This is a genomic window from Isoptericola maris, from assembly GCF_048065335.1.
Lineage (GTDB): Bacteria > Actinomycetota > Actinomycetes > Actinomycetales > Cellulomonadaceae > Isoptericola > Isoptericola rhizosphaerae.
The window spans coordinates 227,807-247,581 of the sequence record NZ_JBLUNY010000001.1; the positions used below are offsets into that span (position 1 = coordinate 227,807).

Below are 19,775 nucleotides of genomic sequence, written 5' to 3' on the forward strand. Positions count from 1 at the left end.
GGCAACCGGGCAGAAGGCGGTGCCCGGTGCTGATCACCGTGGCCACCCTGCTCCTGGGCTTCGTGGTCATCGCCGTGGTGATCGCGGCGAACGGCTACTTCGTGGCCCAGGAGTTCGCCTACATGTCGGTCGACCGTTCGCGGCTCGGCGCGCAGGCCGAGGCGGGCGACACCACCGCGGCCCGTGCCCTGGCGGTGACCCGCCGCACCTCGTTCATGCTCTCGGGCGCCCAGCTCGGCATCACCGTGACGGGCCTGATGGTCGGGTACGTCGCCGAGCCGCTGGTCGGCGAGAGCCTGGCCGAGATCCTCGGCGTGGTGGGCGTTCCCGCGGGCGTGAGCATCGCGGTCGGGACCGTGCTGGCGCTCGCCGCCTCGACGGTGCTGCAGATGATCTTCGGCGAGCTGTTCCCGAAGAACCTCGCCATCGCGGACCCCGAGCCCCTGGCGCGTCGCCTCGCACGGTCGACGCAGGTCTATCTCGCGGCGTTCGGGTGGCTGATCACCGTGTTCGACCACGCCGCCAACGCGCTGCTGCGCCTGATCCGCATCGAGCCGGTGGAGGACGTCGACTCCAGCGCGACGCCGAGCGACCTCGCTCACATCGTCGCCGACTCGCGCGAGAGCGGGGACCTGCCCGAGGACCTGTCGATGATGCTCGACCGCATCCTCGACTTCCCCCGGCGAGACGTCGAGCACGCGATGGTGCCGCGCTCGCGGGTGGACACCGTCGACGCCGACACCAGCGTGGGCCAGGTGCGCGCACTCATGGCGGCCGCCCACACGCGGTACCCGGTCACCTCCGCCGAGGACCAGCCGGTCGGCGTCGTCCACCTGCTGGACGTGCTGGCGGCCACCGCCGAGGACGTGCCGGTCTCGCAGATCATGCGCCCGGTGACGGTCGTCCCGACGCTGATGCTGCTGCCGGACGCACTGGCGCAGCTCTCCGCGGAGCACGACGAGCTGGCGTGCGTCATCGACGAGTACGGCGGGTTCGCGGGGATCCTCACGCTCGAGGACCTCGGCGAGGAGATCGTCGGCGAGCTCACCGACGAGCACGACGACGATGCGGACGAGGTCGTCGAGGCCGACGGTGTGGACGCCTGGCGCATGGACGGTGACGTCCACCTCGACGAGGTCGCGCGCGCCATCGGCCACGACCTGCCCCGCGGGGACTACGAGACGCTCGCCGGCCTGGTGATCGCCGGCTGCGGGACCCTCCCCGAGGTGGGCCAGTCGGTCGACGTGGAGCTGCCGGTCGACCCGGCGGACCTCGCGACGGACGAGCCCGTCCGGCGGCTGCTGCGTGCGGAGGTCCTCGAGGTGGAACGCCGGGTGCCCGCCGTGGTGCGGGTCTCGGTGGAGACGGTCGACGCCGACGTGCGCGACGACGAGGGGACGGACTGATGAACGACGCCTGGGTCGTCGTGGCCGCGACGACGGGACTCATCGCGCTCAGCGCGTTCTTCGTCGTCATCGAGTTCGGGCTCCTCGGCGCCCGCCGGCACCGCCTGGAGGAGGCCGCGGTGTCGAGCCGCGGCGCCCGCTCCGCGCTGCGCGCCGCCAACGAGCTGACCGTGATGCTCGCGGGTGCCCAGCTGGGCATCACGGCCTGCACGTTCGCGCTCGGCGCCGTGACCAAGCCGGCGGTGGACCACTGGCTGGCACCGATCCTGTCGTCCTGGGGGCTGCCCAGCTGGCTGGCGGGCACGCTGTCCTTCGCGCTCTCGTTGCTCTTCGTCACCTTCCTGCACCTGGTGGTGGGGGAGATGGCGCCCAAGTCGTGGGCGATCGCGCACCCGGAGCGTTCGGCGATCCTCGTCTCGCCGCCGGCGCGGGCGTTCGTATGGGCCTTCCGGCCCCTGCTGCTGTGGATCAACGCCGTCGCGAACCGGCTGGTGGCCGCGACCGGCGTGCAGCCGGTGGACCGCGCCGCCGTCGGGGGGCATGACGCGGCGACCATCCGCCACCTCGTGGAGCACTCGGCGGAGGTCGGCACGATCGACGCGTCGATCCGTAGCCCCCTGGCCGGTGCCCTCGACCTGACGACCCGACAGGTGTCGTCGTTCGTGGGCACCGGTGCCCGGCCGACGGCGGTGGCCACGACGGCGACCGTGGCCGACGTGCAGGCGATGTCTCGCCGCTCGGGCCACCTGCGCATCCTCGTCGAGTCCGACGACGGCGCGCCAGGGGTCGTGCACGTGCGGGACACGCTCCTCGAGCCGCTCGACCGGCCGGCACGTGAGCTGGCCCGGCCGGCCTACGTGGCCCCGACGGACCAGCCCGTGCACGAGGCGCTGTCCGGGATGCGCCGGGCCAGCGAGCAGCTGGCCGTCGTGATGGACGGGTCGCGCTTCGTCGGCGTGGTCACCCTCGGTGACGCGCTGCGGCAGGTCACCCCCGGCTCCACGCCAGGAGCCGCGGGTCAGGTGTGACGGCCGCCGTGAGTCGTCGGGCTGCGGTGGGCGTGCAGCGCGAGCGTCAGGTCGACGAGGTCGCGGGGCCGGTCCACGCGGCGTCCGGTGAGACGCTCCAGCCGGCGCAGCCGGTTGGTCACGGTGTTGCGGTGGCAGCCGAGCCGCCTCGCGGTCTCCCTGGCCGACCCGTCGGTGGCCAACCACGTCGCGAACGTCTCCAGCAGCATCTCCTGGTCGGGCTGCACCGCGTCGAGGAGCACGCCCAGGACCTGGTCGCGGATCTGGCGCGCCAGGGTGGGGTCGGCGCCCAGCAGCGCGGCGGGAAGATGCTCGGCCAGCCGTGCTGCACCGCCGTCGGGCGGGCACAGGTCCAGCGCGGTCTCGGCCTGCCGGCGGCTGTCGGCGAGCGCGGCCAGCCCGTCCACGGGCAGCCCGATCCCGAGGCGGACGCCGGCCGGCAGGCGGTCGTGCGCCGTCGGGACGGTCGTCGCGTCGTCGAGCCGCACGATCCCGAGCTCGACGGGACGCGAGCTGTGCCAGTGCACCTGGGCGGCACGACGACCGACGACCGCGCGTCCCGTCGCGAGCCCGGCCTGCCCGGGCGCCTCGAGGGCGACCACCTGGTAGCGGCCCGTGACCGGCATCGCAAGGGCCATCGCCGCCGGCCGCAGGTTGGCCAGCAGGCAGGAACCGTCCAGCAGCGAGGCGACGGCCCGGTGCCGCGACCAGGTGGTGCCGCCGTGCGTGCCCGTTCGCGGAGCAGGGGCCGCGGTCAGGGTGGTGACGTCGGGCATGAATCCTCCTCGCGGACGACGCCGGTGTCGTCCCGCCAGGTCACAGCATGACATACCGCCTGGTCGGTCTCTACTGCGCCGCGGCGCCGGTGCTCGGCGGCACCTGCAGCGCGAGCTCGACGCGCGAGCGGATGCCGAGCAGCACGAAGATGTTGCGCAGGTGGCAGTCCACCGTGCGCACGCTCACCGAGAGACGTTCGGCGATCTCCCGGTTGGTCTCCCCGGCGGCGACACGGCGGGCGATCCGAAGCTGGTGCGGGGTGAGGCCGGTGAGCACGTCGGGAACCGAGGTCGCCCCGGCGGCCTCGGCAGCCCGCAGCTCGGTGCGGGTGCGGTCCGCCCACGGGTCGGCGCCACCGCGTTCGAAGAGCAGCAGCGCGTCGCGCAGGCGCTCGCGGGCGTCGCTCGGTCGCCCGTGGCGGCCGAGCCGTCGGCCGTGCAGCAGGAAGGTCACCGCGCTCTCGAAGCGGCCGCCGGCCTCGAGGTGAGCGGCATGGGCCTCGCGGAACAGGGCGTCCGCCTCCGCCTCGGTGGAGCAGAGCAGAGCGCGGCAGCGCAGGAGCAGGGCCGGGCCCTGCGGGTCGGACGCCGTGCGGCTCCACCTGGCGAGCTCCGGCAGTGCGGCGCGACCCGTGGCATGGTCGCCGGCTCCGACGGCCGCCTCGACGAGCGTCGGCAGCACCAGGCCGCGCAGCGCGAAGTGTGCGCCTTCGGCCGACGCCAGCAGCGAGACCAGCCGGCTCGCCGCGTCGGCGGGCCGGCCCTCGACGAGCTCGGTCCGGGCGAGCGCCCACTCGGCCAGCGTGACCGGCTGGGTGAGCCCGTGGCGGCCGGCGGTCGCCAGGGCCGTCGTGGCATGGTCGACGACGTCCCCCGAAGGTCCCTGCACGGCCGCCGTCAGGGCCAGCACCGCGTGGTGGTGCGCCGCCGTGTTGGCGCGACGTGACTGCTCCGCGGCGCGCAGCCCCGTCAGCGCGTGTTCGCGCGCCTGCGCGTGGCGTCCCGCTCGCAGCTCGGCGTAGGCCACGTACTCGGTGGCGCGGGCGACGAGCGCGGGGTCGTCGGCCGCACGAGCGGCGGCCAGCGCACGGGCCCCCGCGCGGCACCCGTCCTGGACGTCTCCGGTGAGCAGTGCGGCGGCCGCGCCACGCAGGAGCGCCTCGGGATCGTGCCCGGCGAGCGCGCCGCGCACCACCCGACGCAGTGGTCCGGCAGCCTCCGACGTCCGGCCGTGCAGCAGTGCGAGCATCCCGGTCAGGTAGTCCCGGGGAGCGCCGTCGAGAGCGGCCTGACCCAGGGCCGTGGTCAGCGCCTCCACGCACGCGACATGGTCGCCCGCGCTCCACGCGGCGTTGACGGCGGCCAGCGTGGCGATCAGCGCGGCCCCGGGCTGCTCGCCGAGCTCGGACCGGGCGAGGCTGAGGCTGGCGTAGGCGTCGTGCACGGGACCGTCGGCATGGAGCCGGAGCCCGCGGGCGAGCTCGGTGTGCCCTCGCATCGCGGTGGTCTGCATGCCGAGAGGCTAGGTCGACCGCACGGTCGCGCCACTCGTCCTTGTGCCGGGACACGGGTGCCCGGTCCCCGCGGTGTGCCACCGCACACGACGGCGGGCGGACGCATCGGGTGCGCCCGCCCGCCGTCGAGGTCCGCCGTCCCGGTCGGGACGAGGTCAGGCCCGGGTCAGAACGGGCACGAGCTCTCGTACTTCTCCACGTCCGAGAACCACCCGGTCGAGGGTCCCGGGCAGAGGAACTGCGTGTACCGCGTGTCGTCGTCGACGAACCGCTTGAGCCAGGAGATCGAGTACTTCGCGATCGTCGTGTTGGAGCTGTTGGGAGCGAAGTGGCTGGCCCCGTCCAGCTCCAGGTAGGCCTTCTGAAGGTCTCGGTCGAAGGACTCGTAGAACGGCTCGGCGTGCGTCTCGTGCCGGGCGACGGAGTCGTACTCGGCGCCGAAGATCAGCGTGGGGGTGCTGACCGACGACCAGTTCTTCTTCACGTGCCACGGGGTCATGGGGATGGCGGCCTTGATGTCCGGGTTGTCGTCCACCGCGCGCAGCGTGCCGCCGCCGCCCATCGAGTGGCCCATGAGCGCGAGCCGGTCGGCGTCGATCCGGTCGGCGACCGGGCTCGAGTCGGTGAGGTAGTCGAGGGCCGCCTGGAGCTGGCGGGCTCGGGAGTCGGGCTGGTCGTAGATCGAGTTCGTGGCCATCGTCAGGACGACGAAGCCCTGGGACGCGAGCCGCGGACCCAGCCACGAGATGGTCCGCTCGGTGCCGGTGTAGCCGGGCGAGATGACGACGGCGCCGAAGTCGCCGTCGCGCGTCGTGGTCGGGTAGTAGATCGTGCCGCCACCGAAGCCCGAGACGAGGCTGGAGACGTTCCGCTCGGAGATCGAGTAGCTGCCGCGCGACGCCTCGATGCTCGACTCGGTCGGGTTCGGGCCACGCTCGTGGGGGTTGTCCGCGCCCTGGGCGGCGGGGCCGGCGGCGATGCCGACGCCCACGGCGACGGCGAGCGAGGCCAGGATGCCGGTCACCCGCTGGCGGGTCCGGGAGGTGCTCGGTGAGTGCTGCATCGTACGTCCTCTCTGACGGGGCCCCCGGCGGGAGCCGTTGCTGCCCAAATAGCGTGCGGTGCCGGCCCGCCGGGTGGCATCGGCAAGATCGCCGGTCCGGTGCCGGCGGCGCGAGCCCGAGACACCGTCTCAGGCCCTGGTGGCGGCAGGCTACGGTGGTCCCACGACACGGGGTGCGCCCACCGGGAGCTGAGATCACACCCGTCGAACCTGATGCAGTCCGCACTGACGAAGGGATGTCGCCCATGCCGTCGACCCTGCCCACCCGCCACGGATCGCCGTGGCGCCCGCGCCCCGTCCCGCGGGTGCTGTCCGTCGCGGGCTCGGACCCGTCCGGGGGGGCCGGCATCCAGGCGGACCTGAAGGCGATCGCGGCAGCCGGTGGCTACGGCATGGCTGCGCTGACGGCGCTGACGGCGCAGAGCACCCGAGGGGTGAGCGCCGTGCACGTACCGCCCCCGTCGTTCCTCGCCGCGCAGCTCGACACGCTGCGTGCCGACGTCGCGCTCGACGGGATCAAGGTGGGGATGCTGGCGTCGTCGGCGGTCGCCGACGTCGTCACCCGGTGGTTGGACGACGGCGCGGGAGTCGACGGTCCCCCCGTCGTCGTCGACCCGGTCATGGTCGCGACCTCGGGGGACCGTCTGCTGGACCGCGCCGCCGAGGACGCGGTGCGCCGGCTGCTCGACCGGGCGGACGTCGTGACGCCCAACGTCCCCGAGCTGGCCGTCCTGCTGGGCACGCCCGTCGCGACGACCTGGACGGGCGTCCTCGGTCAGGCTGCCCGGCTGGCCGCCCGGCACGACGTGCTCGTGGTGGCCAAGGGCGGTCACCTGCCCGGCGACGAGGTGCCGGACGCGCTCGTCGGGCCGGGCGGCGTCGTCGCCGAGCTGCCGGGCCGGCGCGTCCCCACGACCAGCACGCACGGTACCGGGTGCTCGCTGTCCAGCGGGCTGGTCACGCGCTACGCCCGTCACGGCGAGTGGGAGCGAGCGCTGCGGGAGACCAAGGCCTGGCTGACGGACGCCGTCGTCGCGGGAACGGCGCTCGAGGTCGGCAGCGGCTGCGGCCCGGTCGACCACTTCTGGGCGCTGCGCGGGGTGCTCGTCGAGAGTCCTTAGCAACGCCGAACGTCGTGGTCCGGACCGTTCTCACCGGCCAAAGCGGGCGTGACCATGACGTTCGGCACGGGAGGGTCAGTCGAACAGGTCGCCGAGGTCGCCGATCTCGTCCAGGATGCCGCCGAGCACCATGCCACCCAGGACGGCGCCGAACGCTCCGGAGCCGGTGCGGCCGGACGCGGGCCGACGGTGTCCTTCCCACGGCTGCGGGCCAGGATGCGCGACGTCTCGGCGTGCCAGGTCGGCGGCCTCGGTGGCCAGGGCGGACGCGCGGCGCGCTCCGTCGACCGCTGCCTCGGCGTCGGTGACGTCCCGTGCCGCGGCGAGCTCGCGCTCGGCCGCGGCGAGCCGGGTGCGGGCGTCGGGGCCGACCGGCGCGCGGTAGTCGTCCACGACGGAGCGTGCCGCCGCGACCTGGCGCGCCGCGTCGTCGAGCGCGGGCCCGCGCTGCGCTGCTGCTCGCCGGGAGCGTTCGTCGCGCTCGATCCGGTCACGGACGGCGTCGTCCAAGGCGGTGTTGGCCTCACGGAGCCGGGTCAGGGTGGCGATCGGGTCGGTCGGCGCCCCGGGCGCGGGCAGGGTCCGCAACGTCTCGGACAGGGCGTCCGCCGCGAGGTCGACGGCGCCCTCGCGGCGGGTCGCCGGCATGGCGCGGGCCTGGGCGAGCTCGGTGCGGGACTCGGCGACCAGTGCGCCGAGGGCAGCCTCGGCACGCAGTGCCTCCGACTCGAAGTCATGGACGGCGGACAGCAGGCCCTCGGCGCGGTGGAGGGCGTCCTCGGCCGCGCGCGTCCCCGCTGCCGCTTCGGCGACCTGCTGGGAGGCGAGCCTGCGCCGGGCGGCGCCTGCGCTCCGGGCGGCGAAGTCCAGGAGGCGTCCGGCCTGGGCCGGGTTGTCGGCCACGGGCGCGAGCGCGTGCTCCGTGTAGTCGGCATGGAGTCGCTCGACGTCGTCACGTGCCGGGTCGATCGCGCCCCGCACGGTCTCGATGCGTTCCTCGACGCGGTCGACCGCTTGCGGGGTGGCCCGGGCGGAGCTGCGCCGCGCCGTCAGCGTGGCGTCGAGGTCGTCGAGCGCCGTGCCGGCGGCGCCGCACAGCTCCACGATGCGACCCGACCACGCCCGGCGTTCGGCGTCGGTGTCCGGCACGTGGTCGTGCAGGAGCTGGTTGAGATGGAACGCTTCGCGCAGGTGTTCTCTGGCCTGCCGCAAGGCTGGTCCGGCCTCCGCGGTGGCAGGCTCGCCGAGCTCGGCCACGGCGAAGGACAGCTCGTCCTCGGCCAGCCGCGCACGTTCGTCCGTGCGGACCAGCGCCGACCCGGCGGCCGTCGTCAGACGGGCGAGCTCGGTCTCGGCGGCCTCCCGTCGACGTCCTCGGCGGCCCCGGAGCGCGAGCGCGAAGCCTGCGACGACCACCAAGACCACGCCCGTCACCACACCGACCAGCTGCACGCCATCCATGCCGGGAATCGTACGGGCATCCGGGAGCGGCCGGGACGGTCGGCCACGGGTGGCTCAGGCCGGCCTGCGCGCGACGACCTCGAAGGTGTGCCAGTGCTTGGGGCCGCCGAACGAGGGACCGTCGTGCTCGCGCTCGTCGACCACCAGCACGTCCAGGCCGTCGATCAGCTCACCGACGTCCTCCTCGTGGTGGAAGGTCAGCGCGTCCGCCGTCGCAAGGTCGGTAGCCCACTCGTCGCGCTCGCCGAAGAGCGTGACGCCGACCCAGCCGCCCGGCGCGAGGGCGCCGCGGACGCCCTCCCAGACGCGCGCGAAGTCCGACGGCGGGACGAAGGGCAGCGCGTAGGAGGCGTGGACGAGGTGGGCGCTCGGCAGCGGGAGCGCCTCCTGGACGGTGGCCACGCGCACCTCGAGACCGGCGCGCAGCGCCGGAGGCACCAGGCGGGGCACCAGGTCGGCCGTGCCCGGGGCCGGGTCGACCGCGAGCACGTGCCAGCCCGCACGCACGAGAGCCGTGGCCTCGACCCCGCTTCCCGCACCGAGGTCGACGGCCTGGCGGCCCGCCCCCTCCCCGGCCCGGGTGAGCAGGTCACGGCAGAGCTGCCGCGGAGCGCGTCCCGTCTGGCGGGCGTTGTAGAGATCCCAGTGCGCGAGGTCGAAGCGGGTCACCCGCAGATCATGCCCCGGGCAAGCATGTCGATGCTCGGTGGGATGATGTGAGCGATGCCACCCGACTCTCCTGAACGCCCCGCGCCCGCCGGCTCCCAGCTCGGCACGGTCGCCTCGGTGCTGCGGCTGCTGCCCTACGTCCGTCCGGCGCTACCACGCCTCGTCGGCGGTCTGGTCGCCTCCCTCGGGGCGAGCCTCGCGGCACTGGCGATCCCGCGGGTCCTCCAGCGCCTCGTGGAAGGGCCGCTCGCGCAGGGCGTCGCCGACCACGACTACGCCGCGCTGCTGTGGCCGACGCTCGCCGTCCTCGGTCTCGGGATCACCGAGGCCGGCCTCATCCTCCTGCGCCGCAACCTCGTGATGTACCCGGGCACCCGGGTCGAGGCGGCGCTGCGCACAGAGCTCTTCCGTCACCTGCAGCAGCTCCCGGCGGCGTTCCACGACCGGTGGCCAGGGGGTCAGCTGCTGAGCCGCTCCATGACCGACCTGGGCCTCCTGCGGCGATGGCTCGTGTTCGGGCTGCTGCAGCTCGTGGTCAGCACCGTCACCATCGCCGTCGGTGTCGCCCTCCTCCTCACGACCGCCGGGTGGCTGGGACTGGTCTACCTCGCCGGTGCCGTCCCGGTGACGATCATCGCGTTCCGGTTCTCGCGCCGCTACCGCGTCATCGCCCGGCTCTCGCAGGACCAGTCCGGCGACCTGGCCAACACCGTCGAGGAGTCGGTGCACGGGATCCGGGTGCTCAAGGCCTTCGGCCGCGGGGACGACGCGCTGGAGTCGTTCTCCGGGCAGGCGGAGGAGCTGCGCCGCACGGAGATCCGCAAGGCCGGCAACCAGGCCACCGTGACCACCTCCCTGCAGCTCGTCCCGGAGCTCACGCTCGCGGTCTGCCTGATCCTCGGCATCTGGCTGGCAGCCGAGGGGCAGTTGAGCGTCGGCGCCCTCGTCGCGTTCTTCCTCACGGCAGCCGTCATCAACGGCCCGGTCGTCGACCTCGGCATGACGCTGTCGATGACCCTCAACGCCCGCACCGCCGTCGACCGCTTCTTCGAGGTGGTCGACACCCCGAACCCGCTGACCGACCCGGCCGACCCTGTCGACCTCGGCGAGGGTGAGGGCCGCGTCGTGCTGCGCGACGTCGGTTTCCGGTACGCCGACGCCCCGGCGCCCGTGCTCGACGGCGTCGACCTCGAGCTGCCGGCAGGCACGACGACGGCGCTGGTCGGATTGACCGGGTCCGGCAAGTCCACCCTCGCCCTGCTGGTCCCGCGGCTCGCCGACGTGACCACGGGCGCCGTCGAGATCGACGGCCACGACGTGCGCGACCTGTCCCGGCACGACGTGCGACGTGCCGTGGCCGTCGCCTTCGAGGACCCGACGCTGTTCTCGGCGTCGGTGCGCGACAACGTGCTCCTCGGCGTCGACGACGACCTGCCCGCCGAGGCCCGCGAGCAGCGGCTGCACGAGGCCGTCGAGGTCGCCCGGGCGGGCTTCGTCCACGACCTGCCGCGGGGCGTCGACACCCGCATCGGCGAAGAAGGGCTCTCCCTGTCCGGCGGCCAGCGACAACGCCTCGCCCTCGCCCGGGCGATCGCCGCCCGGCCCCGCGTGCTCGTCCTCGACGACCCGCTCTCCGCCCTCGACGTCACCACCGAGGAGGCCGTCACGGCTGGCCTGCGAGACGTGCTCCAGGGCACCACCAGCCTCGTCATCGCCCACCGGCCGTCGACGGTGGCGCTCGCGGACCGGGTCGCCGTCCTGTCCGCGGGGCGCATCACGGCGGTCGGGACGCATCGTGAGTTGCTCGCCTCCGACGACCACTACCGCTATGTCATCGCCTCGCTCGAAGCCGACTGGAAGAGCGGCGAGCACGACCACGCGACGGAGGCGACCCGATGACCGCGCCGCGCACCACGACGCCCGACAGCTGGGCGCCCCGCGACGTCCACACCGACGACGTGTCCCAGCTCGACCGGACGACATCGCGCGCGGTACGCAGCCGCTCGCTCCGGCTTCTCGGGGAGCTGCTGCGTCCCCGGTGGCGCCCGCTGGCCTGGGCGGGGCTCCTGATCGTGGTCGGGACGCTCGGCCAGGTGGCAGGGCCGCTCCTCGTCCAGGCGGGGATCGACACCGCGCTGCCCGCCCTGCGCGACGGCGACCCCGGTCGGCTCGTGACCATCGGCGGCGCGTACCTCGCGGCCGCCGTGCTGGGCGGCGTGTGCGCCGGCGCGTACGTCCGGGCCGCGGCCCGCGTCGCCCAGAGCGTGCTCCTGGAGCTGCGTCGCCGGGTCTTCCGGCACACGCAGCGGCTCTCGCTCGAGTTCCACGAGTCCTACACCTCGGGTCGCGTCATCAGCCGCCAGACCTCCGACCTGGAGGCGCTCCGCGAGCTCTTCGACGGCGGGCTGACGGGCGTGGTGTCCTCGCTGATGCTCATGGTGTTCACCGGAGCGGCGCTGTTCGTCGTCGACTGGCGGTCGGGGCTGGTGCTGACGGTCGCCCTCGTGCCCGCCTGGTTGCTGACCCGCTGGTTCCAGCGGCGCTCGCAGCTCCACTACCGCGAGCAGCGCGGCGCGTCGGCACGGCTCATCGTGAAGTTCGTCGAAACCATGACGGGCATGCGGGCGGTCCAGGCGTTCCGGCGCGAACCCACCACCCAGGCCGAGTACGCACGGCTCGGCGAGGAGTACCGCGACGCGAACCTGCGCATCTTCGGCGTCAACGGCCGCTACCAGCCAGGGCTCGTGCTGATCGGCAACGTCACCGTGGCGGCAGCGCTCGCCTACGGCGGGTGGCGGGTCTTCGAGGGGCAGCTCGAGCTCGGTGCGCTCGTCGCCGTGCTGCTGTACGTCAAGCGCTTCTTCCAGCCGATCCAGCAGCTCGGCATGTTCTACAACGCGCTGCAGTCAGCGGTGGCCGCGCTCGAGAAGGTGTCCGGGCTGCTCGCGGAGGAACCGACGGTGGTCGAGCCGCAGCGCCCGACGCCGTTGCGCAGGGCTCGTGGCGAGCTGCGGCTCAAGGACGTCACGTTCGGCTACGGCAAGGGCCCGGTGGTGCTCCCCGAGCTCGACCTGACGATCCCGGCCGGGCAGACGGTCGCGCTCGTCGGCTCGACCGGGGCGGGCAAGTCGACGCTGGCCAAGCTCGTCACCCGGTTCTACGACGCGAGCGAGGGGCGGGTGCTCCTCGACGGTGTGGACGTGCGCGACCTGTCCACCCGGGACCTGCGGCGTGCGGTGGTGATGGTGACGCAGGAGGCGTACCTCTTCAGCGGCACGGTGCGCGAGAACATCGCTCTGGGTCGCCCGGACGCCACCGACGAGCAGATCGAGGCGGCGGCTCGGGCGGTCGGGGTGCACGACTTCGTGACCGGTCTGCCCGACGGGTACGGCACCGAGGTGAACAAGCGGGGCGGTCGGGTCTCGTCGGGGCAGCGCCAGCTGCTCAGCTTTGCCCGCGCCTTCCTCGCCGACCCGGCGGTCCTGGTGCTGGACGAGGCGACGAGCTCGCTCGACGTCCCGGGGGAGCGGTTGGTGCAGGCCGGCCTCCAGACGCTGCTCGCCGACCGGACGGCGATCATCATCGCCCACCGGCTCTCGACGGTCGCGATCGCGGACCGCGTGCTCGTGATGGAGGGCGGTCGCGTCGTCGAGGACGGCACGCCGCAGGAGCTGGTGATGCAGCAGGGGCGGTTCGCGGCGCTGGATGCCGCGTGGCGGGACTCGGTCGTCTGACCTCCTTGCGGCCGACCGACCGGACGGTATGCTGGCGGTCCGGCGACAGGAGAGGTGCGACATCGTGGTCGACGTCCGAGAGCGAGACAGCGGTACCCGGGGCCGCGTCATCACCTACCCGGTCGCGCTGCGCGCCGCCCGCCGGCGGTTCGTGGCATCCGGCGGGCTGGCGATGGACCAGCTCACCGAGGACCTGTGGGTGAGCAGGGCGACGCTGTACCGGGTCGTCGGCAGTCGCGACCGCTTGCTGGGCGACGTGCTGTGGCAGCTCGCGGCACGGACCCTTGACCGGGCGCGCCACGACACCGACGACGCGGCGATGGGCGGCGTCGACCGCCTCCTGGCGGTCGCGCAGCGTTTCGACGACGAGGTCGGCCTCTACGAGCCGTTGCAGAAGTATCTGGCCGTCGATCCCGTGGACGCGACCCGGGTGCTGTTCGGCGCGACCGCCCGGGTCCACGTCCGCAACGTCGAGGCGTGGGCGGAGCTCATCCGCCGGGAGCAGGAGACCGGCGACCTGGGCCCGCTGCAGTTCTCGGTGGCCGAGACGGCGTTCGCCTTCGTCCGGATCGGGGAGTCGGTCCTCTTCGGCTCGATGCTCGCGGGGATCGAGCCGGACAGACGGCTCGGCGAGCACCTGCGCCGGACGGTCCTGCCGATGGCCTAGGGCCGGTCGCTGAGATCCCAGACCGTCCGGTACGGGTCAGGAGCGGCCGGTCGCGACCAGTCGCTCCACCAGTGCGGCCGCCGGGGGAGTGGGTGCGCCCACGGTGAGCGCGAGCACCGACCGCCCGGCGCCCGGCAGCGGAACGGTGACCACGTCAGGGTTGCGGTGCGCGCGCAGAGCGAGACCGGGCAGCAGGCTCACGCCTGCGCCGGCCGCGACGAGCGCCTGCACGGCGACGTAGTCGTCGGTCTCGAAGGCCAACCGGGGGGCGAACCCGGCCGCGGCACACCGTGCGACGAGGTCCGCACGACATCGTTCGCAGCCGGCGATCCAGGCGTCGTCCTCGTGGGCGCGCAGCAGTGCGCTTCCCGTGCGGCCGGAGCCCCCGGCCGGCCCTCGCCCGCCGTGCGCCGTGACGAGGTGCACCGTGTCGTCGAGCACCCGCGTGGTCTGGAAGCGGGAGAGGTCGTCGACGCTGCGGGTGTGGCGCACGTCGGAGTGCTCGAAGACGAGGGCGACGTCGACCTCACCGGCCTGGAGCGCCGCGACCGCCTCCGGCGGCTCCGCCTCGACGAGGCTGACACCGATCCCCGGGTGGTCCCGACGCAACCGGGTGACGGCCTCGGGCACGATCGTGGCGAGGGCCGACGGGAAGGCGGCGAGGCGCGCCCTGCCGGCGCGCAGGCCGGCGAGCGCGTCGAGCTCACGCTGCGCCCCCTCGACGCGGGCGATGATCTCACCGGCACGATCGGCGAGGAGGCGACCGGCCTCGGTGAGGCGCACGCCGCGCCCTGCGCGCTGCAGCAGGGGGATCCCCGCCTCGGTCTCGAGCCGCGCGAGGTGGTGGCTCACGGACGGCTGGGCGTAGTGCAGCTCGCGGGCCGCGGCCGTCACCGACCCGGTCCGGGCCACGGCGGCCAGCACGCGCAGCCGGGTCAGGTCGAGCTGGGCGGCGGGGGGCGGGACGTCCGTCATCGCACCAGGATACGAACCATCCATCGACGTCGGCGATGGTTCAGGTCACAAGATGGCATTGGACCGATGGATCATGCGCGACCGATGGTGGAGGCATGGATATCCCCCCGCCGACCGTCGCCGACGTCCTGGCCGCCCAGCGCCGTATCGAGGGTCTCGTCGAGCGCACGCCGGCATCGACCTACACCGAGCTCGACCGCCTGGCCGACGACGCCGGCGCGTCCGGAGCGCGCCTCGTCATCAAGCACGAGAACCTGCAGCGCACGGGCGCGTTCAAGGCGCGCGGGGCGCTCAACCTGCTCCTGCAGATGTCCGACGACGCCCGTCGGCGCGGCATCGTCGGCTACTCCACGGGCAACCATGCGCAGGCGCTCGCGTACGCCGCCCGGCACGTGGGTGCGCCGTGCACGATCGTCATGCCGATGGCGCCGAACCCTGTCAAGGAGCGGGCCGTCCGGTCGCTCGGCGCGGACGTCGTCCTGCACGGCGACCGGCTGGAGGACGCCTGCGCGCACGCCGAGCGGCTCGCAGCCGACCGCTCCGCGCGCCTGGTGAGCGCCGCCGACGAGCCGGACCTCGTCGCCGGGGTGGCCACCGCGACCCTCGAGCTGCTGCAGCAGCGGCCCGACCTGGACGTCCTGGTCGTGCCTGTCGGTGGCGGATCCGGCGCGGGTGCCGCCTGCCTCGTGGCAGCAGCGGTCGCTCCCCGCGTCCGCGTCGTCGGCGTGCAGGCGGCAGCGTCCCCGGCCGCGCACGACTCGTGGCGCGCCGGCGAGCTCCTCACGCGGCCCAACGCCACGCGCGCCGAGGGCCTCGCCGTCGGGCGCGGGTTCGCCCTCACCCAGAGGATCCTGCGTGCTCACCTGAGCGACTTCCTGCTGGTGGACGACGACGCGATCACCCGCGCTCAGCGCGCCTACCTCACGGCCGCCCGCACCGTGGCCGAGGGGGCGGGCGCCGCCGCCCTGGCGGCCGTGCTGACACATCCCGCACTGTTCGCCGGCGCGCGGACCGGCGTCGTCTGCTCCGGTGGCAACGCGAGCGAGGCCGAGCTGCGCCGCGCCCTGGCGAGCACCTGACCAGCGAGGGTGCCTCGTCCCGGCGTAGCCTGGCGAGATGGCTCGTCTCGTGGACATCCATCCCGTCGACCCGCAGCCACGCCTGGTGGGCCAGGTCGTGGCGGCCCTCCGGGACGGTGCGCTCGTCGCCTACCCGACGGACTCCGGCTACGCCCTCGGCTGCCGCATCGGGCTGCACGACGGCACCGAGCGGATCCGGCAGATCCGGCGTCTGGACGCCAAGCACCACTTCACGCTGGTGTGCTGCGACTTCGCCCAGCTCGGCCAGCTCGTGCGGCTGGACAACTCGGCCTTCCGGGCGATCAAGGCGGCCATACCCGGTCCGTACACGTTCATCCTGCCGGCCACCTCCGAGGTGCCGCGCCGGCTCGCCCACCCGAAGAAGAAGACCGTCGGCGTGCGCATCCCGGACTCGCGCGTGGTCCACGCCCTGCTGAGCGAGCTCGGCGAGCCGCTGCTCAGCTCGACGCTCATCATGCCCGGGGACGCCGAGCCTCTCACCGAGGCGTGGCAGGTCTCCGAGGCGCTGGACCGATCGGTCGACGTGATCGTCGACTCCGGGGACGTCTCGGCGGAGCCGACCACCGTGGTCGACTGGTCCGCCGGCTACCCGGAGGTCGTCCGGGCCGGGGCGGGGGATCCCGCGCCGTTCGAGTAGGGGGCCGATGCCGCACGCTCACGTCGCGGCCCGTTCACCGTTCGGCGACCTGATCGGGCTAGGGTGCTGGTCATGAGCGATCGTGGACTCGAGCTGGCCCGGGACAAGATGCACGGTGCGGGGGTGGCATCCGCCGCCGTCGACGTGTTCAGCCGATTCTACCGGCTGCTGGAAGGCGGCCAGAGCGGTTACGTGCGGGAGGACGACGTCGAGCCCTTGACGGGCCTGACCCGGCACGCCGACCTCGACGTCGACGCGGCCGATGCGTCTGCGGCCCTGGCGAGGACGGCCATCATCAAGCTCAACGGGGGCCTCGGCACCTCGATGGGGATGGACCGGGCGAAGTCGTTGCTCGAGGTACGCCGGTCGGCCGAGGGCGAGTCGCTGAGCTTCCTCGACGTGATCGTCGGCCAGGTGCGTGCGGCGCGCCAGGCTACGGGCGCGCGGCTGCCGCTGGTGCTGATGAACTCCTTCCGCACGCAGGACGACACGCTCGCCGCCCTGTCGGGGTACGGCGACCTCGCTGTGGAAGGGCTGCCGCTCGACTTCCTGCAGAACCGGGAGCCGAAGCTGCGGGCGGACACGCTGGAACCGGTCGAGTGGCCGGACGACCCATCGTTGGAGTGGTGCCCGCCGGGGCACGGTGACCTCTACCCGGCGTTGCACGCCAACGGCGTGGTGCGGGCACTCCTCGACGCCGGTTTCCGCTACGCCTGCGTCTCCAACTCGGACAACCTCGGTGCGGCGCCCGACGGCGAGATCGCGGCCTGGTTCGCCGGCACCGGTGCCCCCTACGCGGCCGAGATGTGCCTCAAGACGCCGGCCGACGTCAAGGGCGGCCAGCTCGTGGTCCGCCGGTCGGACGGTCGGATCATCCAGCGCGAGACGGCGCAGACGCACCCGGAGGACGTGGACGTCTCGCTCGACCCGGAGCGCCACCGCTACTTCCACACGAACAACCTGTGGTTCGACCTGGAGGTCCTGGCGGCCGAGCTGGACCGCACCGGCGGGGTCCTCGAGCTGCCGCTGATCCGCAACGCCAAGACCGTCGACCCGTCGGACCCGAGCTCACCCGAGGTGATCCAGATCGAGTCGGCGATGGGCGCCGCGGTGGCGGTCTTCGAGGGGGCGACGGCGATCGAGGTGGGTCGCGAGCGGTTCCTGCCGGTCAAGACCACCGACGACCTGCTGCTGCTGCGTTCGGACGTGTACGACCTCACCGACGACTACCGGCTGGTCGCGCAGGTCGAGGCGCCGCTCGTGCGGCTGTCGAAGACGTACAAGACCATCGGCGCGTTCGACGCCCGGTTCCCGGCCGGGCCGCCGTCGCTGCGGGCGGCGACCGGTCTCTCGGTCGCGGGGGACTGGACCTTCGGTCGTGGCGTGCGCGCCGAGGGGGCGGCCGAGCTGCCCGAGCCGGAGGAGGGGACGGGGACGGTCCCCGACGGAGCCACCATCACCCGCGACGGGATTGCCTGAGACTCACCGCGGCACGTCGACGACCCGCTCAGCGCCCACGGTGGGGCGGAGCCGGCCTGCGGTGGCTGCCGCGACGTCGTCGTGCAGCCGGGCCACCTCGTCCGGCGGGACCAGCAGGGTGAGCCGCGCGACCTCCGCGTAGACGGTCTCGCCGACGACGGCGTCCCGGTGCGCGGCCCACTCGCGCAGGAGGTGCTCGAGCCGGCCGGCCTCGGCGTGCGGGGCGTCGAGCGTCACCTCGACCAGGTGGCGGCGCCCGATCACCAGACCGCGGCGCTCCGCGTCGTCGAGCGCCGCGGTCACGGCTCCGGAGTAGGCCCGGACGAGCCCGCCCGCGCCGAGCAGCACCCCGCCGAAGTACCGCGTGACGACGGCGACGACATCGGTCGTACGACGGTGCCGCAGCACCTCGAGCATCGGGACGCCCGCCGTGCCGGACGGTTCACCGTCGTCGGAGGAGCGCTGGGTGTCCGCATGGACGCCGAGCACCACGGCGACGCAGTGGTGCCGCGCGTCCCAGTGCTGCTTGCGCAGACGGGCGACGACCTCGTCCGCCTCGGTGCCGTCGGCGACGGGAGCCACGTGGGCGAGGAAGCGGGACCGCTTGATCACGAGCTCGTGGTCGACGGGCGCCGAGAGGGTGCGGGGCAGGGGCATCCGTCGATCCTACGAGCGCCGACACGCCGACAGATCATCCGACGAAATAGTGTGCCAAGCGCCATCATCGACCCATGGCGAACTCGCACGAGACGACGGACGGACTACCGAGCACGGACGACAGTGCTGCCGTGGGAGAGGTCGGGCGCTACCCCCGACCCACGGTCTCGCTCGACGAGGCGGAGTGGGTCTGGCGCCAACTCTCGGTGGAGGCGCTGCGGCCCGACGGCAAGCCCGAGATCGTGCGCCTCGCGGTGATCGCCGGGCTGACCCGCGCGACCGGGGCGAGGTACGGCGACCTGCTGCGAGTGCGGGCGGAGGACCTCGACCTGGGGTCGGACGGGACCGGACGCGTCGGTGGTGCGCGGCCGACGGGGGAGGGGAGGGTCCTCGTGCGTCACGGCAAGCACCGGACCCTCCGCCGGCACCGCGTCCCGGGGGAGGTCGTGATCGTCCTGAGGCACTGGATGGTGGTCCGCACCGAGCTGGCGGCCGAGCTGGAGGGCTCCGTCCCCCGCGCCTTGCTCCTGACGGTGCACCACACGCACGACAACGGCACGACCGTCTCCAGCGGGCTGCCGATCACGCGGCAGGGGCTGGTGCTGTCCTGGCGGAGGTTCGTCCACCGCACGAACGCTCGTTACGGGGCGACCAGGCCGCCGCTGCCCACCCGGTTCGAGCAGGTGCGCCGCGCCTGGCGGGATGCAGGGCTGACCGATCCCGGTACAGAGGTGACCGAAGAGAAATAGTGTGCCAAGCACCTCTGAACATCAGAAGGCCAGGACGCACGGCCACAACCCGCCCAGAGGGCGGGGGCCTCAGCTCGTCGAGATGCCCAGCAGAGGCCTGGTGGGGGTGTGCGAAGCGAGCTCCTCGAAGCCCATCCGGTCGTAGAACGCCCGGGCTGACGTGTTGGCCGGGTCGTACCCGAGGTGCACGCCCGGGACACCACGGGCGGCGAGCGCGGCACGCAGCGTGTCCACGAGCCGGCGGCCCAGGCCTCGACCCTGCGCCTCGGGGATCAGGTCGATGTGCAGGTGCGCCGGGTGGGTCTCGAGCTCTCCGTGCTGCAGCCCGCGCACCATGCGCTGCGGGTCGCGGCCGTCGTACAGCAGGGCGTCCTCGGAGTAGCCAGGGTCGGCAGCCGTCGGCGGACCGGCTGCGGGGTGCCGGTCGACGAAGCCCGGCGTCCACTCCCGTTCCCACCACGCCGCGAACTCCGCCGTGTCGGCCACGGCGATGATGTAGCCGAGCAGTCGCCCGTCGTCGACCGACAGCGGCCCGCTGGGTCCGTCGTCGTGCCGGACCACGACGAACGCGAGGTCGGGAGCGTGATCGACGTACGGCAGGGCGTACACCTCGGGCATGAGGTCGTCGTCGGAGTAGACGCCGCGGGCGTCGCCGCCGCCCGCGGCGGTCCGGACGCACACCTCGGCGACGGCGGGACGGTCTGACGGGCGATACGGACGGATCGTGATCTCGCTCATC

General features: G+C 73.7%; 18 protein-coding genes and 1 riboswitch. Of the genes, 10 read left to right on the forward strand and 8 right to left on the reverse strand.

Translation table 11 applies throughout. The features are described 5' to 3' along the window. Positions 1–26 precede the first annotated feature (26 nt). Both ACH5HR_RS01090 and ACH5HR_RS01095 read left to right on the forward strand, forming a co-directional pair. Positions 27–1,406: a hemolysin family protein gene (locus tag ACH5HR_RS01090; protein ID WP_416475768.1), complete on the forward strand. Its 1,380-nt coding sequence runs from the start codon at positions 27–29 to the stop codon at positions 1,404–1,406. Beyond that, entirely contained in the window at positions 1,406–2,434 is a 1,029-nt protein-coding gene (locus ACH5HR_RS01095) for a CNNM domain-containing protein (protein WP_416475769.1), read from the forward strand. The genes ACH5HR_RS01090 and ACH5HR_RS01095 overlap by 1 nt, the downstream gene beginning before the upstream one ends. Here ACH5HR_RS01095 and ACH5HR_RS01100 read toward each other — a convergent pair. From ACH5HR_RS01100 to ACH5HR_RS01110, 3 genes are all read right to left on the reverse strand, one after another. Beyond that, positions 2,425–3,210, reverse strand: a complete 786-nt coding sequence (locus tag ACH5HR_RS01100; protein ID WP_416475771.1) for a PucR family transcriptional regulator — start codon at positions 3,208–3,210, stop codon at positions 2,425–2,427. The two genes, ACH5HR_RS01095 and ACH5HR_RS01100, sit on opposite strands and share 10 nt — an antisense overlap. Positions 3,211–3,280: 70 nt before the next feature. Then, positions 3,281–4,723, reverse strand: a complete 1,443-nt coding sequence (locus ACH5HR_RS01105; RefSeq protein ID WP_416475773.1) for a LuxR C-terminal-related transcriptional regulator — start codon at positions 4,721–4,723, stop codon at positions 3,281–3,283. 167 nt (positions 4,724–4,890) lie between these two features. Continuing rightward, a complete protein-coding gene (locus tag ACH5HR_RS01110) occupies positions 4,891–5,787 on the reverse strand; it encodes an alpha/beta hydrolase family protein (protein WP_416475775.1) in 897 nt (298 codons plus the stop codon). A 159-nt stretch (positions 5,788–5,946) separates the two neighbouring features. Further along, positions 5,947–6,041: riboswitch (TPP riboswitch) on the forward strand. Here ACH5HR_RS01110 and thiD point away from each other — a divergent pair. Beyond that, positions 6,033–6,908, forward strand: a complete 876-nt coding sequence (gene thiD, locus ACH5HR_RS01115) for a bifunctional hydroxymethylpyrimidine kinase/phosphomethylpyrimidine kinase (RefSeq protein ID WP_416475777.1) — start codon at positions 6,033–6,035, stop codon at positions 6,906–6,908. (Overlaps the previous riboswitch by 9 nt.) A gap of 75 nt (positions 6,909–6,983) precedes the next feature. On the opposite strand, the gene ACH5HR_RS01120 is transcribed toward thiD, so the two are convergent. Both ACH5HR_RS01120 and ACH5HR_RS01125 read right to left on the reverse strand, forming a co-directional pair. Beyond that, entirely contained in the window at positions 6,984–8,369 is a 1,386-nt protein-coding gene (locus ACH5HR_RS01120) for a hypothetical protein (RefSeq protein ID WP_416475779.1), read from the reverse strand. 54 nt (positions 8,370–8,423) lie between these two features. Next, positions 8,424–9,038, reverse strand: a complete 615-nt coding sequence (locus ACH5HR_RS01125; RefSeq protein WP_416475781.1) for a class I SAM-dependent methyltransferase — start codon at positions 9,036–9,038, stop codon at positions 8,424–8,426. A 54-nt stretch (positions 9,039–9,092) separates the two neighbouring features. Here ACH5HR_RS01125 and ACH5HR_RS01130 point away from each other — a divergent pair, with 54 nt between their 5' ends. The 3 genes from ACH5HR_RS01130 (at position 9,093) to ACH5HR_RS01140 (ending at position 13,439) form a co-directional block, all read left to right on the forward strand. Beyond that, on the forward strand, positions 9,093–10,937 hold the full coding sequence (locus ACH5HR_RS01130) for an ABC transporter ATP-binding protein (protein WP_416475783.1): 1,845 nt from the start codon (positions 9,093–9,095) through the stop codon (positions 10,935–10,937). Next, positions 10,934–12,772 carry an ABC transporter ATP-binding protein gene (locus ACH5HR_RS01135; RefSeq protein ID WP_416475785.1) on the forward strand — a complete coding sequence of 613 codons (1,839 nt, stop codon included), beginning with the start codon at positions 10,934–10,936 and terminating at the stop codon, positions 12,770–12,772. The genes ACH5HR_RS01130 and ACH5HR_RS01135 overlap by 4 nt, the downstream gene beginning before the upstream one ends. Positions 12,773–12,836: 64 nt before the next feature. Then, positions 12,837–13,439 carry a QsdR family transcriptional regulator gene (locus ACH5HR_RS01140; RefSeq protein ID WP_416475787.1) on the forward strand — a complete coding sequence of 201 codons (603 nt, stop codon included), beginning with the start codon at positions 12,837–12,839 and terminating at the stop codon, positions 13,437–13,439. A 36-nt stretch (positions 13,440–13,475) separates the two neighbouring features. On the opposite strand, the gene ACH5HR_RS01145 is transcribed toward ACH5HR_RS01140, so the two are convergent. Continuing rightward, a complete protein-coding gene (locus ACH5HR_RS01145) occupies positions 13,476–14,414 on the reverse strand; it encodes a LysR family transcriptional regulator (protein ID WP_416475789.1) in 939 nt (312 codons plus the stop codon). A 95-nt stretch (positions 14,415–14,509) separates the two neighbouring features. Here ACH5HR_RS01145 and ACH5HR_RS01150 point away from each other — a divergent pair, with 95 nt between their 5' ends. The 3 genes from ACH5HR_RS01150 (at position 14,510) to ACH5HR_RS01160 (ending at position 17,630) form a co-directional block, all read left to right on the forward strand. After that, positions 14,510–15,493, forward strand: a complete 984-nt coding sequence (locus tag ACH5HR_RS01150) for a threonine ammonia-lyase (RefSeq protein ID WP_416475791.1) — start codon at positions 14,510–14,512, stop codon at positions 15,491–15,493. A 37-nt stretch (positions 15,494–15,530) separates the two neighbouring features. Continuing rightward, complete coding sequence (locus tag ACH5HR_RS01155; RefSeq protein WP_402371884.1) at positions 15,531–16,151, forward strand: L-threonylcarbamoyladenylate synthase; 621 nt, start codon at positions 15,531–15,533, stop codon at positions 16,149–16,151. Positions 16,152–16,223: 72 nt separating this feature from the next. Further along, a complete protein-coding gene (locus tag ACH5HR_RS01160) occupies positions 16,224–17,630 on the forward strand; it encodes a UTP--glucose-1-phosphate uridylyltransferase (RefSeq protein WP_416475792.1) in 1,407 nt (468 codons plus the stop codon). Positions 17,631–17,633: 3 nt separating this feature from the next. Here ACH5HR_RS01160 and ACH5HR_RS01165 read toward each other — a convergent pair whose 3' ends face one another. Continuing rightward, positions 17,634–18,287 (reverse strand): IMPACT family protein, encoded by a 654-nt coding sequence (locus ACH5HR_RS01165; RefSeq protein ID WP_416475794.1) that lies wholly within the window; start codon positions 18,285–18,287, stop codon positions 17,634–17,636. A 74-nt stretch (positions 18,288–18,361) separates the two neighbouring features. On the opposite strand from ACH5HR_RS01165, the gene ACH5HR_RS01170 reads away from it, so the two are divergent. Beyond that, complete coding sequence (locus tag ACH5HR_RS01170) at positions 18,362–19,036, forward strand: site-specific integrase (protein WP_416475796.1); 675 nt, start codon at positions 18,362–18,364, stop codon at positions 19,034–19,036. Between the two features lie 69 nt (positions 19,037–19,105). On the opposite strand, the gene ACH5HR_RS01175 is transcribed toward ACH5HR_RS01170, so the two are convergent. Further along, on the reverse strand, positions 19,106–19,774 hold the full coding sequence (locus ACH5HR_RS01175; RefSeq protein WP_416475798.1) for a GNAT family N-acetyltransferase: 669 nt from the start codon (positions 19,772–19,774) through the stop codon (positions 19,106–19,108). Position 19,775: the final 1 nt, after the last annotated feature.

What these genes read in the sequence shown, in the direction of transcription:
- ACH5HR_RS01095 (WP_416475769.1), top strand. Translation starts at nt 1,406, where the DNA reads ATGAACGACGCCTGGGTCGTCGTGGCCGCGACGACGGGACTCATCGCG.
- ACH5HR_RS01100 (WP_416475771.1), bottom strand. Translation starts at nt 3,210, where the DNA reads ATGCCCGACGTCACCACCCTGACCGCGGCCCCTGCTCCGCGAACGGGC.
- ACH5HR_RS01105 (WP_416475773.1), bottom strand. Translation starts at nt 4,723, where the DNA reads ATGCAGACCACCGCGATGCGAGGGCACACCGAGCTCGCCCGCGGGCTC.
- ACH5HR_RS01110 (WP_416475775.1), bottom strand. Translation starts at nt 5,787, where the DNA reads ATGCAGCACTCACCGAGCACCTCCCGGACCCGCCAGCGGGTGACCGGC.
- thiD (WP_416475777.1), top strand. Translation starts at nt 6,033, where the DNA reads ATGCCGTCGACCCTGCCCACCCGCCACGGATCGCCGTGGCGCCCGCGC.
- ACH5HR_RS01120 (WP_416475779.1), bottom strand. Translation starts at nt 8,369, where the DNA reads ATGGATGGCGTGCAGCTGGTCGGTGTGGTGACGGGCGTGGTCTTGGTG.
- ACH5HR_RS01130 (WP_416475783.1), top strand. Translation starts at nt 9,093, where the DNA reads ATGCCACCCGACTCTCCTGAACGCCCCGCGCCCGCCGGCTCCCAGCTC.
- ACH5HR_RS01135 (WP_416475785.1), top strand. Translation starts at nt 10,934, where the DNA reads ATGACCGCGCCGCGCACCACGACGCCCGACAGCTGGGCGCCCCGCGAC.
- ACH5HR_RS01145 (WP_416475789.1), bottom strand. Translation starts at nt 14,414, where the DNA reads ATGACGGACGTCCCGCCCCCCGCCGCCCAGCTCGACCTGACCCGGCTG.
- ACH5HR_RS01150 (WP_416475791.1), top strand. Translation starts at nt 14,510, where the DNA reads ATGGATATCCCCCCGCCGACCGTCGCCGACGTCCTGGCCGCCCAGCGC.
- ACH5HR_RS01155 (WP_402371884.1), top strand. Translation starts at nt 15,531, where the DNA reads ATGGCTCGTCTCGTGGACATCCATCCCGTCGACCCGCAGCCACGCCTG.
- ACH5HR_RS01160 (WP_416475792.1), top strand. Translation starts at nt 16,224, where the DNA reads ATGAGCGATCGTGGACTCGAGCTGGCCCGGGACAAGATGCACGGTGCG.
- ACH5HR_RS01165 (WP_416475794.1), bottom strand. Translation starts at nt 18,287, where the DNA reads ATGCCCCTGCCCCGCACCCTCTCGGCGCCCGTCGACCACGAGCTCGTG.
- ACH5HR_RS01170 (WP_416475796.1), top strand. Translation starts at nt 18,362, where the DNA reads ATGGCGAACTCGCACGAGACGACGGACGGACTACCGAGCACGGACGAC.
- ACH5HR_RS01175 (WP_416475798.1), bottom strand. Translation starts at nt 19,774, where the DNA reads ATGAGCGAGATCACGATCCGTCCGTATCGCCCGTCAGACCGTCCCGCC.